Source organism: Alteromonas sp. DY56-G5, from assembly GCF_041414725.1.
Classification (GTDB): Bacteria; Pseudomonadota; Gammaproteobacteria; order Enterobacterales; family Alteromonadaceae; genus Alteromonas; species Alteromonas macleodii.
The window spans coordinates 17,888-33,143 of record NZ_JANHZQ010000015.1 but is presented as its reverse complement, the minus strand read 5'-3'; the positions used below and the strand labels follow the sequence as shown (position 1 = coordinate 33,143).

Genomic DNA, 15,256 nt, shown 5'->3' with positions numbered 1-15,256 from the left:
TTTATGCCATAGTGAGAAAAAATTAAGTTTTTGGATTTTTTTATGTTTGGGCGAAATAAATCCGATAGTGCTCAGGTCTTATCGGGTATGAAAGCAAAACACCAAAGATATGAAGCATTAGTAAAGGCATTTCACGCCGACATCTACCGCTATGCATTTTGGCTTATCAAAGACCAGAGCATTGCTGAAGATGTTGTTCAGGAAACCTTTTTACGTGCTTGGCGCTCATTAGACGCCCTAAATGATGAAAAAGCAGCAAAGTCATGGTTAATCACCATTCTTCGCCGCGAAAACGCCCGTCGGTTTGAACGCAAACAGTTCGACACAGTAGATATTGATGATTGCCATATTCAAGATGACACACAGCATGCTGATGGGGACTTGAAAGATAGAGAGCTTCAGCGACTATTAGGTGGATTGAGTGTGGAGTATCGTGAACCCTTAATACTCCAGTTGATTTTCGGTTTTAGTGGCGAAGAGATCGCCAACCAGTTAGGGCTTAACAAAAACACGGTAATGACTCGCCTTTTCAGAGCGAGGAATCAGCTAAAAGAGGCATTAGAGAAGCAAAATGAACAGAGAGGTCGTGTAAATGGATGAGTTAGAATTTAGGCGTCGTATCTACGCCGATCCAGAAACGACTGACAGTGATGTTGTAGAAGCGGCAAAAGCGGATGAAAGTAAACGCAGTTTCTGGAATGAACAAAAGCAGTTAGATAAGCAATTAAAGCAAGCATTGAAAGTCGATGTACCAGAGGATCTCGCAAGCAAGCTAATATGGCAGCAGTCTGCAGACGAATTCACCCGTTATAAACGCAGAAGTCGCTGGTATTTAGCCATGGCTGCATCGGTTGCTTTCACTGTAGGTATCGGACTTACCATGTGGTACCACCAACCGCTTAGTATTGGCGGACAAGCACTTGCCCATATGCAGTACGCAGAAATGGAACACGCTCATTCGTTGCTTCCTGTTGATTTGAATATGGTTAACGCAAAGCTAGCAAGCTTTGGTGGCAGCTTTAGCGAAATGCTCGACGGTGTAGAGGTCGCAAACTATTGTCATTTGAGCACAGTTAGAAGCCTTCATCTGATTGTGAATACGCCGCAAGGCAAGATGTCGGTATTCGTAGTACCTGAACGTGGAGATGTCTCAGTTCCAAGCGAGTTTGCCGATGGTCAGTACCATGGAGAGAGCATTAAAATGAAGCATGCCAATGTAATGATTGTTGGCGATAAAGATGCTGATTTAAGCGATATGAAAAAGGCGGTGTCAGAAAGGATTCAATTCTCTGCTTAACACACGTTAAGTAACTGTAAAGTGTTCCAAAAAAGTGCGTATCTTTAGCACTTCCCTTCGTCGGCCCCTATGGGCCGATTTTTTTTGCCCAAAATTAAGATGAAACCCTGTTCAATAAAACTTATACTCCGACTTAAAGGTTAAAACGTCCGTTTTAATTTCAGTTAATCACTTCATTCACTTACCCGCAGTAAAGAGGTCTCCATCACAATGAGCGCTTGGTTTCGTTTTACAAGGCTAATGATTTGCCTTTTGATTCCTGCAATAGCTTGTTTCACTGTCTTTGCTCAAAGTATAGATATTCCCAACGCACTTAGACTAAAAAAACTTGATAATTATAGTCATATAGCTGCAACGGCAATTTATCATTGGAATACACCTAGCGAGGTGAGCAATGAGAATATCATTGCTATGTTAACGAGCGCCGGTTTGCAGAATGACACGCAAAGTGAAGGCGTGATATTTAGACACTTGTTGGCCACTTATACTGCGAATGATGCTGACTCGCCGAGAATCCCACTTTTCGTTAAAGAGCCTCTATTAGATAAGCATTGGCAAGAGCTTAAGACAATTAAGCCTGAGCTTTTCGCTGCTGCGAAGGCATATTACATTTATGCTAGAGCGGTAAATGATTTTAAAGGCTCTGACCATAGGGTAAATTTTTCTGTTCCTGAACTGCGCCGCTTACAGCGAGAAGCGCTAGAAACTGGGAGTCGACGAGCCACTGCTATAGCTAGCATATGGTTAGCGATGGAACTCACCCTTGCGAACCCAATACAAGCAATTAATGAAATCGAATATGCGTTACCGCACCTTCCTCGATACTCATCAGACAAAAGCTTAGAAAATGCGTTATCAAACGTAATTGCACATGATTGGCTGAGAGGTGCTTACCTGGAACTCTTCGTTCCAAGCAGAGCATTTTTCCACTCAAAAGAGATCATTGAAAGTAAAACGCAAGATAACAACACCATGGTAAAGACTTGGGCCTACTTCTCGGCCATCGATTCATTGTTAATTCAAAATAAGTTTGAAGAAGCATTGGCTATGTCAAACGACGCAATAGAGCATTTGTCCACAGTAACGTCAGTGCACGAAAAGTTGTTGACGTATGTCCAAAGACTTCGTGTAGTAGTGTTTCAAAAAAGCGAAGGATATGAACTGCTAGCGCAAGAAGTCATGACGCAAATCAGGCAGCTTGATACCACAGAGGTAAAACAAAGAACTGAGGAGCTTTCAGCTTACGCAGATGCACTTTACGCAGCGGTATTGAACGATGATGCTAAATTTCAAGACTCCCTTCAGCGTTACCGCAATATCGTTCTGGCTACTATTCCAAATTCGGGTTTTAAAGAAAAAATCAAGCTTAGGTTAGAGCGGGAGCTTTCTAGGCTTTACGATGCTTCGGGTGACTACGAAAAAGCATATGAGCATTCGAAAACCTACAATAGGCTTCTTGTTGAAAAAAACACTGAGCAATTCAAGTTATCAAATTCTTCGTTTACCGACGGCATTGCGAAAGATATCGAGTTAGCGCGATATCGACAAAAAGAACTCACTGTGCTCAGAAGTGAAAAAGATGGCCTTTCTACCGACAAAGAAGCAATGAAAACCACCATTTTTGCGTTGATTATCACAATTCTCATCATTCTTGCACTATGGCTATGGATTTCAAAACGACAGAGCGACTTGCTAGCTGAGCGTGACTCACTTACCGGTGCTCTCACGCGACGAGCTATGCTAAACAGTTTGAAAAAAGCACTGAAAGGCAATAAAGCGTCCTGTATTGCTCTACTTGATGTCGACAACTTTAAAAAGATTAATGACAAATACGGCCACGTTGTCGGTGATGAAGTGTTGACTACCTTTACGCAGATTATCAAAAACCGAATTCGTAAGTCAGACAAGCTCTGCCGATATGGCGGCGAAGAGTTTTTGATTTACTTTTCCGACTCCGACCAAAGGTCTGCTAAGCGAATTCTGGACGAGCTGAATTTCGCGCTTTCTCGCCAGAAACACTGGAGCAATACAAAAGAAATGTTTTCCGTGAGTTTTTCTTCGGGTCTGTTAGACGTCAACGGAGAAACCAACCTAGACACCATTATCAAGATGTGTGATGAGCTTCTCTACAGAGCCAAAAGAGAAGGTCGAGCGCGCGTTGCATCTTTTCCAATTTAACCTTTCGCCAAACTTTATTTACGAATTACCGTATAGAAAACATGCAAGGTCGCTGACTGACATAGAGACTCTATGTCATAGGTGTTAGCATGAAAGAAAAAACATAGGGAATTTATATGGCTACTGGCACGATAATCTCGTTGGGTTTGTATTTTGTTGTAATGTTAGGGATAGGCCTTTTCGCTTATCGGCAGACAGACACCAACGTAGAAGGCTATATGCTTGGCGGCCGCCAACTAGGCCCCGCGGTAACCGCGCTTTCAGCAGGTGCATCGGATATGAGCGGATGGATGCTCATGGGCTTACCCGGTGCAATGTATGTATCAGGCTTATCTGCTGGCTGGATTGCCGTAGGTTTGACACTCGGTGCTCTGGCAAATTATATGTTAGTTGCTCCACGCCTTCGCGTTTACACTGAAGTAGCCAACAACTCCATTACCCTCCCCGACTATTTTGAAAATCGCTTCGCTGACAACACGCGTTTATTGCGCGTTATAGCCTCTGTGGTTATCGTTGTCTTCTTTACGCTTTACACCTCTTCTGGTGTGGTAGCTGGCGGAAAGCTCTTTGAGACATCATTTGGATTAACTTATGAGACTGGCTTATACGTCACCGCGGGTGTCGTCGTAGCTTATACCCTCGTAGGCGGTTTCATGGCAGTAAGCATGACCGACTTCGTTCAGGGGTGCATCATGTTTGTATCTCTCATTATGGTACCTGCCGTTGTTATTAGCGAGTTGGGTGGAATCGGCGCGTCAATTGACGCCTTAGATACCATTAATCCGGCGCTTTTCGATGCATTTATGGATGCGTCTACCAATGAAGCACTAAGCGTAATAGGCATTGTATCACTGATGTCATGGGGCCTAGGTTATTTTGGTCAGCCTCATATCATTGTGCGTTTTATGGCGATACGTTCTGTTAAAGATATACCAACTGCGCGCAATATCGGTATGAGTTGGATGATTGTGTCGATTATTGGTGCGTTAATGACGGGGCTTTTCGGCCTTGCCTATGTAACAGGTAACGGAAACGAAATCGATCCAGAAACCGTCTTCATCTACTTATCTCAAATTCTATTCCACCCGCTCATCGGTGGCTTCCTGCTCGCTGCGATTTTAGCGGCGATCATGAGTACTATTTCTTCTCAGCTGTTGGTAACCTCAAGTTCACTAACCAGTGACTTTTATCAAGCCTTCCTAAGACGTGATGCGTCAGATGGCGAGCTCGTTATTGCTGGTCGAGTCAGCGTAGTAGTTGTCGCGCTCGTAGCAATCTATCTAGCTTATGATAGAGACAGCACCATTTTAACGCTTGTAAGTAATGCTTGGGCTGGCTTTGGTGCAGCCTTCGGACCGCTTGTACTATTTAGCCTGTTTAAGCGTGAAATGACTCGCCGTGCTGCATTAGGTGGTATGATCGTTGGTGCAGTGACGGTGTTACTGTGGATTTATCTTCCTATTGAAATCGGCGGCCAAAAGCTTGGTGACTGGATGTACGAAATTGTCCCTGGGTTTATTTTATCTAGCTTAACCATCATGATTTTAAGTAAATCTGGCTCGCCAAGAGAAGGTGTGGTTGATACGTTCGACGCTTTCCAGACCAAATTGACTGAAAGGTAAGCGAACGATACGAAATAAGTCATTCGCAACGAAAGTGAATAACAAGCCCTGTTTATGTTACTAAACAGGGCTTGTTTCTTTTTATAGGCCTTGAAAAAAGTGGCTTATGCTTCAATTGCATGACAGTTTTATTTAATGGAATAAGATAGCTATTTTAAATAGCAAAATCGCATACTACTTTTGAAATTAAATATGTTATCGTTCTATGCAGAAAAATAACCCATATATAACTTTTTTGTATATAACATAAAATTCGGACTTCAAAATGACTGCTAGTATCCCGTCTGTAACGCATTTGAAACAACTCGAAGCCGAGAGTATCCAGATTTTCCGTGAGGTTGCTGCTGAGTTTGAGAACCCAGTTATGCTTTACTCTGTAGGAAAAGACTCTTCTGTTCTGCTTCACCTTGCCCGTAAAGCGTTCGCGCCAGGCAAAATTCCTTTCCCCCTATTACACGTAGATACCACGTGGAAGTTTGGTGAAATGATTAAGTTCCGTGACGAACAAGCTAAGAAGCACGGTTTTGATTTGCTTGTTCACATCAATGAAGAAGGTGTTAAAGCTGGCGTTGGCCCATTTAGCCACGGTTCAGCAAAACATACTGACATCATGAAAACCCAAGCACTTAAGCAAGCGCTGAACAAATATAAGTTCGATGCTGCATTTGGTGGCGCTCGACGCGACGAAGAAAAATCACGTGCCAAAGAACGTGTTTACTCATTCCGCGACAGCAACCACCGCTGGGATCCAAAAAACCAGCGTCCAGAGCTTTGGAATATTTATAATTCTCAGGTTAACAAAGGCGAAAGCATTCGTGTATTCCCAATGTCTAACTGGACTGAGCTAGATATCTGGCAATACATCTACCTAGAAAACATCGATATTCCACAACTTTACCTTTCTAAGCCTCGCCCTGTTGTCGAGCGCGACGGCATTCTTATTATGGTTGACGACGACCGTATGCCGCTAGAAGAAGGTGAAGTACCAGAGATGCGCTCTGTACGTTTCCGTACTCTTGGCTGTTACCCACTTACCGGTGCGGTAGAGTCAGAAGCTGCTACCCTACCTGAAGTTATTCAAGAAATGCTGCTTACCAAGACGTCTGAACGTCAGGGCCGAGTTATCGACCATGACAGCGCAGGCTCTATGGAGAAGAAGAAAATGGAAGGGTACTTCTAATGGCCACCGACAACGTTGTTTGGCATAAACACGAAGTAAATAAGACCACCCGCTCTGAAAAGCTTGGTCAAACACCTCGTGTATTTTGGCTAACGGGTTTAAGCGGCTCTGGTAAATCGACTTTAGCAAACTTGCTTGAGAAAAAGCTTCACGAGCAGAACAAGCACACCTATCTGCTTGACGGCGACAACGTGCGCCACGGTCTGTGTGGCGATTTAGGTTTCAGCGATAAAGATCGCGTTGAAAACATTCGCCGCATTAGCGAAGTCGCTAAACTGTTTGTCGATGCCGGTACCATTGTGCTTACCGCTTTTATCTCGCCTTTCAAAGCCGACCGCGATTATTGCCGCAGCTTAATGGAAGACGGAGAGTTTGTAGAAGTGTTTGTCGATACACCTCTTGAAGTGTGTGAAAAACGCGACCCGAAAGGGCTATACAAGAAAGCGCGTAGCGGTGAAATTAAGGACTTCACTGGTATTGACTCAGCCTATGAAGCACCTGAAGCGCCAGAAGTACACTTAACCTATCAGGATGAACCAGCAGAGCAAACCGCTGAACGTTTGTATGCTTTGCTTCAAGAAAAGGGATTGGTGTAATGACACAACCTTTAAATAGTCTTGCACAAAAAGTGCTAGCTATCGCCAAAGAAGCCGGCGATAAGATAATGACCATTTACGAGAAAGACTTCGCCATTTATGAAAAGCAGGATACCAGTCCGCTAACAGAAGCTGACCTTGCCGCACATAACGTAATCGTTAATGCCCTTGAAGCAGAATCTGACCTGCCGATTCTTTCTGAAGAGTCAGCAGATATTTCATGGGAAGAGCGTAAATCGTGGTCGTCGTATTGGCTGGTTGATCCGCTAGACGGCACTAAAGAATTTATTAAGAAAAACGGTGAGTTTACGGTAAATATTGCACTTATCGAAAACGGTAAACCGACCATGGGTGTGGTTTACGCGCCAGCACTAAACAAAAGCTATGTAGGTATTGTTGGTGAAGGTGCGTGGACTGAAGTAAATGGCGAATTTACCGCTATTTCTGCGCGCAAGCACGATGGTGCCGAAGTGTGGAAAGTGGTAGGTAGTCGTTCTCACCAAAGCCCAGAAATTCAGAATTTATTGGCACAGCTTAAAGGTGAAACCGAGCTTGTGGCGATGGGTAGCTCACTGAAGCTTTGCTTGGTGGCTGAGGGCGAAGCACATCTTTACCCTCGATTAGGCCCAACATCTGAATGGGATACAGGTGCAGCGCACGCAGTCGCACTAGCGGCAGGTGCAAACGTAACCGTACTTGACCCTGAAAATCCATTAGATGACAACGCTGACGCTCTTACGTACAACCAAAAAGAGTCTGTGTTAAACCCCTTTTTCCTTGTGAGCGCATAACATGAACAATGAAAACGAATTATTGAGACAGGACATTCTGTCTTACCTAGAACAACACGAAAAGAAAGACATGCTACGTTTCCTTACCTGCGGTAGCGTAGACGACGGTAAAAGTACCCTAATTGGTCGCTTGCTTCACGATTCTAAAATGATTTATGAAGACCAACTTGCAGCTATCACTAAAGACAGTAAAAAAGTGGGCACTACCGGCGAGAAAGTTGACCTTGCCCTTCTTGTAGACGGTCTTCAGTCTGAGCGTGAGCAAGGGATTACTATCGACGTAGCATACCGCTACTTCTCTACTGACAAGCGTAAGTTTATTATCGCAGATACTCCGGGGCACGAGCAGTACACCCGTAACATGGTAACCGGTGCGTCAACGTGCGACCTTGCTATTATTCTTGTTGATGCTCGCGGCGGCGTTAAGGTACAAACGAAACGTCACTCGTTCCTGGTTTCTCTTCTAGGTATAAAACACGTTATTGTTGCTATCAACAAAATGGACTTGATGGACTATTCAGAAGAAGTGTACAAGCAAATTCAGGAAGACTACCTGAAGTTTGCTGAGCAGCTTGATATTCCTGACATTCAGTTCGTACCTATTTCAGCACTTGAAGGCGACAACGTAGTAGGCAAGAGCGAAAAGACACCATGGTTTGACGGCACGCCACTTATGGAAATGTTGGAAAACATTGAAATTGGTGAAGACGATAACTTAGAAGATTTTCGCTTCCCTGTACAATACGTTAACCGCCCTAACTTAGATTTCCGCGGCTTTGCGGGTACCGTGGTATCTGGCCAAGTTGCACCTGGTGATGAAGTAACGGCACTTCCTTCTGGTAAGAAATCAAAGGTGAAGCAAGTCGTTACGTTTGAAGGCGACCAAGAGCGCGCTTATGTACCTCAAGCGGTAACGTTAACGCTAGAAGATGAAATTGACATCTCTCGTGGCGATATGATTGTAAAATCAGACAACTTGCCACTGCTTAACACGCAATTTAAAACTCACCTTGTGTGGATGTCTGAAGAGCCGCTAATGCCAAACAAGCAATACTTGTTTAAGTTCGCGACTAAATCAACGCCAGGGGTAGTTGCTCATATCGATAATCAAATTGATGTGAACACGCTGGAAGAAACGGATGCCATGCACTTAAATCTTAACGAGATTGGTGTAGTAGATGTTAAGTTTACTCAACCTGTTGCCTGCGACCCGTATAAGCGCAACCGCCCTACCGGTTCATTCATCGTTATCGATCGCTTGACCAACGGAACCGTTGGTGCAGGTATGATCATTGACGAAATTGCGGGTGACGCACAGCATACATCACCAAACTTCTCTGAGTTCGAGCTTGAATTCAATGCACTAGTACGCAAGCACTTCCCGCATTGGAACTCTGTGGATATCAGTAAACTTTAAGCAGGACTGGAGCAATATGGATGTGACCCAGTTCATCGTACTGGCAGTATTTGCCGGTACGATATGCGCGCTGATCTTTACCAATCAGCGCCCTTCCACTGTGTTTTCTGGTGCAGTGTTAGCTTTACTGGTTACCCAGCAGTTATCTCTTGATGACATCTTGCTAAATTTAACAAACAAGGGGCTTATTACCCTTGTTTTGTTGCTTTTGGTAAGCAGTGCAATTGATAAAACAGCGTTAATAAAACGCCTAGGTAGGAAACTAGTAAGTGCTAACTTTACTCAATCCTATTGGCGCTTGTTTTCACTGACCTTTTTATCGTCTGCGCTTTTGAACAATACTGCTATTGTGGCAAGCCTTATTGGTCCAATTAAGCAAAACCAATATCATCCTGCCTCTCGATTACTGATCCCGCTCTCATACGCAGCTATCTTAGGCGGTACGGTCACCTTAATCGGTACGTCTACCAACCTAATCGTAGACAGCTTTTTGCAAGAGCACGGGCATCCAGGCTTTAACTTTTTTGACTTCACACTTTATGGCACCGTAGCGGGTTTAAGCTGTGGTCTTCTCATGTTTTTGCTACTGCCTTTGCTACCTCATATTGGCAATAAGAGTAATAACTATCACGAGTATATGGTTGAAGCCGAAGTGGAGTCTGGTTCAGAGCTCATAGGCAAAACCGTAGAACAAAACCATTTACGTAACTTACCAGAACTCTTTTTGGTAGAAGTGGTGCGCAATGGCAACCTGATATCTCCTGTTGGGCCTGACCTGGTCATTCTGGAAAACGACAAACTGATCTTCTCTGGCAACGTTCAAAAGCTTGATAACCTTAGCCACATAAAGGGGCTAAGCATGTTTGCTGAGACCGATGGGGTATTGCGTGAGAGCTTAACCGAGGTAGTTGTTGCCAATCGCGCTCAAATTATTGGGCAAACCATTAAAAAACTTGGCTTTAGAGCCCTATTTGATGCGGCTGTTGTAGCCATTCGCCGCGATGGAGAGCAGCTGTCAGGCAAGTTAGGAGAAATTAAGCTTCAAGCAGGTGACTTCTTACTTTTAGCTACAGGCCCAGACTTTGCGACTCGTCAAAATTTAAATAAAAACTTTTTTATTTTGTCAGAGCAAAAAATCGCCCGCCCACTAACCAACAAGCAAGAGTGGATTACCCTTGGCGGCTTCCTTTCCACGGTGTTATTGGCTGCAACTAATGTCATTTCACTGGCCATTGGTCTGCTGTTTTTAGCCGCTGTGCTAATTGGCGTAAGGGTAACGTCAAACGGCGAAATGAAGCGAAATTTACCGTTGAATTTGATTGTAGTGATTGTGGGCGCGCTAAGCCTGGCAACCGCATTAGAAAATTCAGGGGTTATAAATATAACCACCGAGGCACTTATGCCAGTGTTGTCGGGTACTGACTGGTTCATAGCATTGTTAGTCATCTACTTGCTAACACTGGTTTTAACAGAGTTCGTTACCAACAACGCTGCTGCGGCACTAATGTTCCCGTTTGCCTACGGGTTAGTGCAAATCATTGGCGCACCGCTAATGCCATTTGCGTTAGCGGTAGCATTTGCAGCAAGTGCCAGTTTTATTTCACCATTCGGCTATCAAACCAACTTGCTTGTTTATAATGCGGCGAATTATAAGTTTTCGCATTTTATAAAAATTGGACTGCCTATTTCGCTGTTGTACAGCACCATAGTTTTGACACTGCTTAATATTACTTATTTGTAAGGTCTTGCGGCGCGTTTTGAGAGGACATATAAAATCGCCAAAGATAGAGCAGCAATCAGCAGTATTACGTAAAGGGAAGCGAACGCTTCCCTTTTTTTATTTATAACCTTTCAATACATTCATTTTCTCTTACAAATATCAAGATGTTGTGCTGTACAACACCTGTAGCCAACAGTAATCTATAACTCTATTTATTGCCTGCCTGTTGGCAAGCTAACAATGACTCATGGCTTTACCCAGAGCCAGAGTAATAAGAAAAACGAAATAGGAGCAAGGGATGCACAATGTAACGAACCCCTTTCAAGCGTGTAACGATATTTTCTTCAAGCCTAATGGCGTATTTAAAGCAGTAGGTGAAAACAACAATTGGAGCTGGATGCCATTTATTTTGATCATGGCAATTTCGCTTGTTTCCCAGTACTTGTATGTAAACTTCGTTGACATTGAATGGTTCGCTCAGATGAATATTGCCGCGCAAGGGGATATGAGTCCGGCAGAAGAAGAGCAAATGAAGGCCTTCTTCACCAGGGATGCTTTGCTTTGGTCATCGGTTATAGGTGCCTTTTTTATTCCTATTATCGTAAACGCCATTTACGCCGTGTACGTGAATTTAATGACCCGTTCTGACGACAGTCATGTGTTTGGCTTTACTGACTGGTATGGTTTCGCTTGGTGGCTTTCAATGCCTTATGTGCTTACTGGTTTGGTGGGTGTTGCTTTGCTGTTGTTCGCAGGCGACCATCAAGTAGCGCCATCAATTTTATCGCCAGCGTCCCTTGGGTATATTGCGAATATACCGATGGACTCGCCTTGGTACGCTTTCGGCCAGGCGTTAAGGGTAGAGCTATTCTGGGGCATTTATTTAGCCACCGTAGGTATTACTCAATGGACCGCCTTTTCTCTTAAAAAGGCGGCATTAATTGCAAGTGCACCTTATATTGTTATCTACGGCATCTGGTTGATTGCCCTCGCCTTGTTCTAATTAACCTTGCGAATGTAACGCGCCCACTATACGAAAAGTGCGCTGTGCTATTAATACAGTAGTTATGAATATAATGTTTGTGATTACAGTGTTTTAGTACAGCGTTTCTATAAACTGGCCGCGCAGCCTTACTTTAAAAAGACGCACCCTTTCATTTCTTTCACTACCCATGAATAGCATCATTGCCGCTTTTGTCGTCACACGAAGTATCATTATACCAATCCGCATAGATCATTACCCACTCAGCGAGAGTTAAAATGTTCGTAATCGCGGCGTGTTACCGCAGGTATAGTGGTTCTACATCAAGGTGACACAACAAAGAGTACGGACATTTTAAACTCGCCCTTCGGGAAGGTCTGGCAAGCTTCCTAGCTTCATTCTGGGAATTTGAAAGGGAACAGCCATTCCTGCATTCCCACGCTTTGCTAGGAAACTTGCCAGCGCCTTCTGAGTGGGCAATTATCTATGCGGATTGGTATTACACCCACAGCGGCAGCTGTTTCGTTGGCTTAGCCCCTTGTCGTAACGGCCTGAAATAATCTTTATTTTGATAAAACTTCGCATCCTGCGGTGAATGCCATAAAGGCACGCCTAACAAAGGAAGGGGCTTTAAGAGCGGTGTGATCTGAAAGGCATCGAGTGCTGAAATTCGGGCTGACATTGCATCGTCGAGTACGGCGCGTTGTTGCCATTTATCGAGCTCATTAAATCCTTGAGGCACTGAAACCGCGAGCCACTTTCCAGTAAGCCCAATAAACGGGTTCAGCATCATTTCTAAATTCGCATGCCCAAATACATAGGGCGTTACTTCAGCATGCCAACGTCCTCGACTTGCTAGAAATACCTGTTCCCATTCATGGGTGGCCAGTTGCTGTAGGAAAACCTCTAGCGATTCAACGCCACTTGGTCTGGGCTCTTCTATCGCCAGCACCACGCCACATTCATCAAAGTGGGTAATCCGATTGCGACGTGCGGTGCGAGGGTTTACGCCGTATGCCTCGATATCGCTTATATGCAGTTCATTTAATAAGGATTTTGTTTTGGGAAATTGCAGCCAGATCAGTGCATTAAACAAATCGTGCCAGCTTTGCTCTCTGGTAGGGACAACCCCATCTTCACTAATAATCGTTTCATAGTAACGCTGTTCATCTTCTGAAAACTGACTCTGTCCTTTAAATACAGGCCCCGTCCATTGCTTGTGATATCTAGATGTAAGTTCATTAAGCACATCAGGAGATGGAAACTTACTATGACTCGTTAAACCGAGTTCATCTAAGAGAATGGTTACAGGATAACTTGCGTGTTTTTTTAAGTAGTCTTTACAGAAAGGGATTGAGTCTGATTGCATATCAACTATTGGTTCGCTCTGGGGTTTTCTCTATACTGAGCAAGTATTGTAGAGCAAACAGAGACTAACAATGAAAAAAATGTTTTTGCCATTGCTTGTACCTACCCTTCTGGGCGTAAGTGCTTGCACACCTAACAACGACAGCGCGTCACAAAATCAGTCTGCGAAAAAAGAGATGACTGTGGCGTCTAACTTTGACAGTGTTTACAACAATATTTCAGACGCCGATATTCGCGAGCCATTAAAGGTACTGTCTTCAGATGAGTTTGAGGGCCGTTTACCGACGACTGAAGGCGAAAAGAAAACCATTGAATACTTGGTTAGTGAATTTACCAAAGCGGGACTTAAACCGGGTAACGGGGATAGCTTTTTACAAAAAGTAGCCCTTATGGAAATTACTGCTGACCCAGATATGACCATGACTATTGGCGACAATAACTTCGCGTATAAAGAGCAAATGGTTGCCTCTTCTAAGCGAGAACAGAGCTCAGTTTCCCTTGAAGATTCAGAATTAGTCTTCGTTGGCTATGGTGTGAATGCACCAGAGTACGACTGGAACGACTACGAAGGGTTAGATGTTGAAGGCAAAACCGTCGTCATGCTAATTAATGACCCGGGATTTGAAAATCCAGAAAGTGGTAAGTTTCAAGGCACAACGATGACCTACTACGGTCGTTGGAGCTACAAATATGAAGAAGCGAGCCGTCAGGGCGCTGCTGGCGCCATTATTGTTCACGAAACAGCCCCTGCCTCTTACGGCTGGTCAGTTGTTGCTAACAGCTGGAGCGGTCCGCAGTACGGCCTAGTAAGTGCCGACAAAGGAGCAAGTCGTGTGGCTGTTGAAGGTTGGTTAACGTTAGATGCGGCGAAAAAAGTGTTTGCTGATGCAGGGCTCGACTTTGACCAAGAGAAAGCAAACGCCATGCAAGGTCCTTACAACAAAGCAATGGATATCAAAGCATCGGTTACGGTTAACAACACCTTCAAAAAGTCAGAGAGCAACAACGTTATCGCGACTCTGCCGGGCGCAGAGTTTCCTGATGAGCATATTATCTACACGGCACATTGGGATCATTTAGGTAAAGATGAGAGCAAAGAAGGCGACCAAATCTATAATGGCGCTCATGATAATGCCACGGGCACTGCGGCTATTCTAGCCATGGCCAAAGCATACTCAGAGTTGACGCCTGCACCAAAACGCTCGGTATCATTTTTAGTAGTAACTGCTGAAGAGCAAGGGCTGTTAGGCAGTAAATATTATGCAAGCAATCCTGTTATTCCGATTGAAAATACGGTTGCTAATATCAACATGGACGCAATGAACGTATTAGGTAAGACCAAAAACGTTGCCGTTGTAGGCATGGGTAAGTCAGAAATGGAAGACTATCTTGAAGCCGCTGCGGCTAAGCAAGGTCGTACACTGACTCAAGAAGACAGACCAGAAGCTGGGTACTACTACCGCTCAGATCACTTCAGCTTTGCCAAGCAAGGTGTTCCAGCACTGTACGCTGAAGGCGGAAATGAACCAGCAGATGAAGAGACAGCCAAATACAGAAAACGTATGAATGTCATTGTTACGGGCTGTTATCATCAAGTGTGCGATCAGTATCGTGACGATTGGGATTTAAGCGGTATCGTGCAAGACACACAAATGCTGTTTGATGTGGGTGTAGGTGTTGCAAATGCAGAGGCTTGGCCGAAGTGGAATGAAGCAAGCGAGTTCCAGCGCCAAAACTAAATCACCTTGACGTAAAAACGCAAAGAAGGCCGCGTCTTCTTTATCGTTAATAAAGGGTTTCTTCGTGAAACCCTTTTTTATTGACCCGCATTAATTTACTTCCCTCTATATTAAGCACTGCTTACCGCATTCATAAGCTTACCTTTGCATGGAATTAGGATAAAAATGTTAATAAACGGCTATTTTGGGATAAATGGAATAAGAATTTCCATTTTCTCATCATAATGTACTTGCAATTTCCTGTCAGACTGGCACATTCAGGGGCACGCGAATAAGAATAACAACAAATCATCGCCCACTCGTACGCGAGTACCGACAGAAAAAACTTCTATTATTTTTTTCAACAAGTGAACAGAGAGAATCCGT

General features: G+C 44.1%; 12 protein-coding genes. 11 read left to right on the top strand and 1 reads right to left on the bottom strand.

All coding sequences use genetic code 11. The features are described from left to right. Positions 1 to 42 precede the first annotated feature (42 nt). The 10 genes from NO989_RS09595 to NO989_RS09550 all read left to right on the top strand — a co-directional run bounded on the left by NO989_RS09595 (position 43) and on the right by NO989_RS09550 (position 11,804). Positions 43 to 600, top strand: coding sequence for a sigma-70 family RNA polymerase sigma factor (locus NO989_RS09595; protein WP_014976004.1), 558 nt, complete (start codon positions 43 to 45; stop codon positions 598 to 600). Next, the gene (locus tag NO989_RS09590; protein WP_014948800.1) at positions 593 to 1,297 is read left to right on the top strand and encodes a DUF3379 family protein; all 705 of its coding nucleotides are present in this window, start codon (positions 593 to 595) and stop codon (positions 1,295 to 1,297) included. The genes NO989_RS09595 and NO989_RS09590 overlap by 8 nt, the downstream gene beginning before the upstream one ends. A 429-nt stretch (positions 1,298 to 1,726) precedes the next feature. After that, positions 1,727 to 3,475 carry a GGDEF domain-containing protein gene (locus NO989_RS09585; protein ID WP_231515013.1) on the top strand — a complete coding sequence of 583 codons (1,749 nt, stop codon included), beginning with the start codon at positions 1,727 to 1,729 and terminating at the stop codon, positions 3,473 to 3,475. A 116-nt stretch (positions 3,476 to 3,591) separates the two neighbouring features. Next, positions 3,592 to 5,097 carry a sodium/proline symporter PutP gene (gene putP, locus NO989_RS09580; RefSeq protein ID WP_039227233.1) on the top strand — a complete coding sequence of 502 codons (1,506 nt, stop codon included), beginning with the start codon at positions 3,592 to 3,594 and terminating at the stop codon, positions 5,095 to 5,097. Positions 5,098 to 5,362: 265 nt separating this feature from the next. Next, on the top strand, positions 5,363 to 6,277 hold the full coding sequence (gene cysD, locus NO989_RS09575; RefSeq protein WP_014997781.1) for a sulfate adenylyltransferase subunit CysD: 915 nt from the start codon (positions 5,363 to 5,365) through the stop codon (positions 6,275 to 6,277). Then, positions 6,277 to 6,873, top strand: a complete 597-nt coding sequence (gene cysC / locus NO989_RS09570) for an adenylyl-sulfate kinase (protein ID WP_049585841.1) — start codon at positions 6,277 to 6,279, stop codon at positions 6,871 to 6,873. Before cysD ends, cysC begins: the two co-directional genes overlap by 1 nt. After that, a complete protein-coding gene (gene cysQ / locus NO989_RS09565; protein ID WP_321825227.1) occupies positions 6,873 to 7,664 on the top strand; it encodes a 3'(2'),5'-bisphosphate nucleotidase CysQ in 792 nt (263 codons plus the stop codon). The genes cysC and cysQ overlap by 1 nt, the downstream gene beginning before the upstream one ends. A 1-nt stretch (position 7,665) precedes the next feature. After that, positions 7,666 to 9,081 carry a sulfate adenylyltransferase subunit CysN gene (gene cysN / locus NO989_RS09560; RefSeq protein ID WP_014948795.1) on the top strand — a complete coding sequence of 472 codons (1,416 nt, stop codon included), beginning with the start codon at positions 7,666 to 7,668 and terminating at the stop codon, positions 9,079 to 9,081. Between the two features lie 16 nt (positions 9,082 to 9,097). Further along, positions 9,098 to 10,822 carry an SLC13 family permease gene (locus NO989_RS09555; protein WP_282766454.1) on the top strand — a complete coding sequence of 575 codons (1,725 nt, stop codon included), beginning with the start codon at positions 9,098 to 9,100 and terminating at the stop codon, positions 10,820 to 10,822. A gap of 277 nt (positions 10,823 to 11,099) precedes the next feature. Beyond that, entirely contained in the window at positions 11,100 to 11,804 is a 705-nt protein-coding gene (locus tag NO989_RS09550; protein WP_371342435.1) for a YIP1 family protein, read from the top strand. Positions 11,805 to 12,282: 478 nt separating this feature from the next. Here NO989_RS09550 and NO989_RS09545 read toward each other — a convergent pair whose 3' ends face one another. Next, positions 12,283 to 13,152, bottom strand: a complete 870-nt coding sequence (locus NO989_RS09545) for a DUF3025 domain-containing protein (RefSeq protein ID WP_371342434.1) — start codon at positions 13,150 to 13,152, stop codon at positions 12,283 to 12,285. A 70-nt stretch (positions 13,153 to 13,222) separates the two neighbouring features. Here NO989_RS09545 and NO989_RS09540 point away from each other — a divergent pair, with 70 nt between their 5' ends. Beyond that, positions 13,223 to 14,890 carry a M28 family metallopeptidase gene (locus tag NO989_RS09540; protein ID WP_371342433.1) on the top strand — a complete coding sequence of 556 codons (1,668 nt, stop codon included), beginning with the start codon at positions 13,223 to 13,225 and terminating at the stop codon, positions 14,888 to 14,890. Positions 14,891 to 15,256 lie beyond the last annotated feature (366 nt).

What these genes read in the sequence shown, in the direction of transcription:
- cysQ (WP_321825227.1), top strand. Translation starts at nt 6,873, where the DNA reads ATGACACAACCTTTAAATAGTCTTGCACAAAAAGTGCTAGCTATCGCC.
- NO989_RS09550 (WP_371342435.1), top strand. Translation starts at nt 11,100, where the DNA reads ATGCACAATGTAACGAACCCCTTTCAAGCGTGTAACGATATTTTCTTC.
- cysD (WP_014997781.1), top strand. Translation starts at nt 5,363, where the DNA reads ATGACTGCTAGTATCCCGTCTGTAACGCATTTGAAACAACTCGAAGCC.
- NO989_RS09540 (WP_371342433.1), top strand. Translation starts at nt 13,223, where the DNA reads ATGAAAAAAATGTTTTTGCCATTGCTTGTACCTACCCTTCTGGGCGTA.
- NO989_RS09545 (WP_371342434.1), bottom strand. Translation starts at nt 13,152, where the DNA reads ATGCAATCAGACTCAATCCCTTTCTGTAAAGACTACTTAAAAAAACAC.
- NO989_RS09595 (WP_014976004.1), top strand. Translation starts at nt 43, where the DNA reads ATGTTTGGGCGAAATAAATCCGATAGTGCTCAGGTCTTATCGGGTATG.
- cysC (WP_049585841.1), top strand. Translation starts at nt 6,277, where the DNA reads ATGGCCACCGACAACGTTGTTTGGCATAAACACGAAGTAAATAAGACC.
- NO989_RS09590 (WP_014948800.1), top strand. Translation starts at nt 593, where the DNA reads ATGGATGAGTTAGAATTTAGGCGTCGTATCTACGCCGATCCAGAAACG.
- NO989_RS09555 (WP_282766454.1), top strand. Translation starts at nt 9,098, where the DNA reads ATGGATGTGACCCAGTTCATCGTACTGGCAGTATTTGCCGGTACGATA.
- putP (WP_039227233.1), top strand. Translation starts at nt 3,592, where the DNA reads ATGGCTACTGGCACGATAATCTCGTTGGGTTTGTATTTTGTTGTAATG.
- cysN (WP_014948795.1), top strand. Translation starts at nt 7,666, where the DNA reads ATGAACAATGAAAACGAATTATTGAGACAGGACATTCTGTCTTACCTA.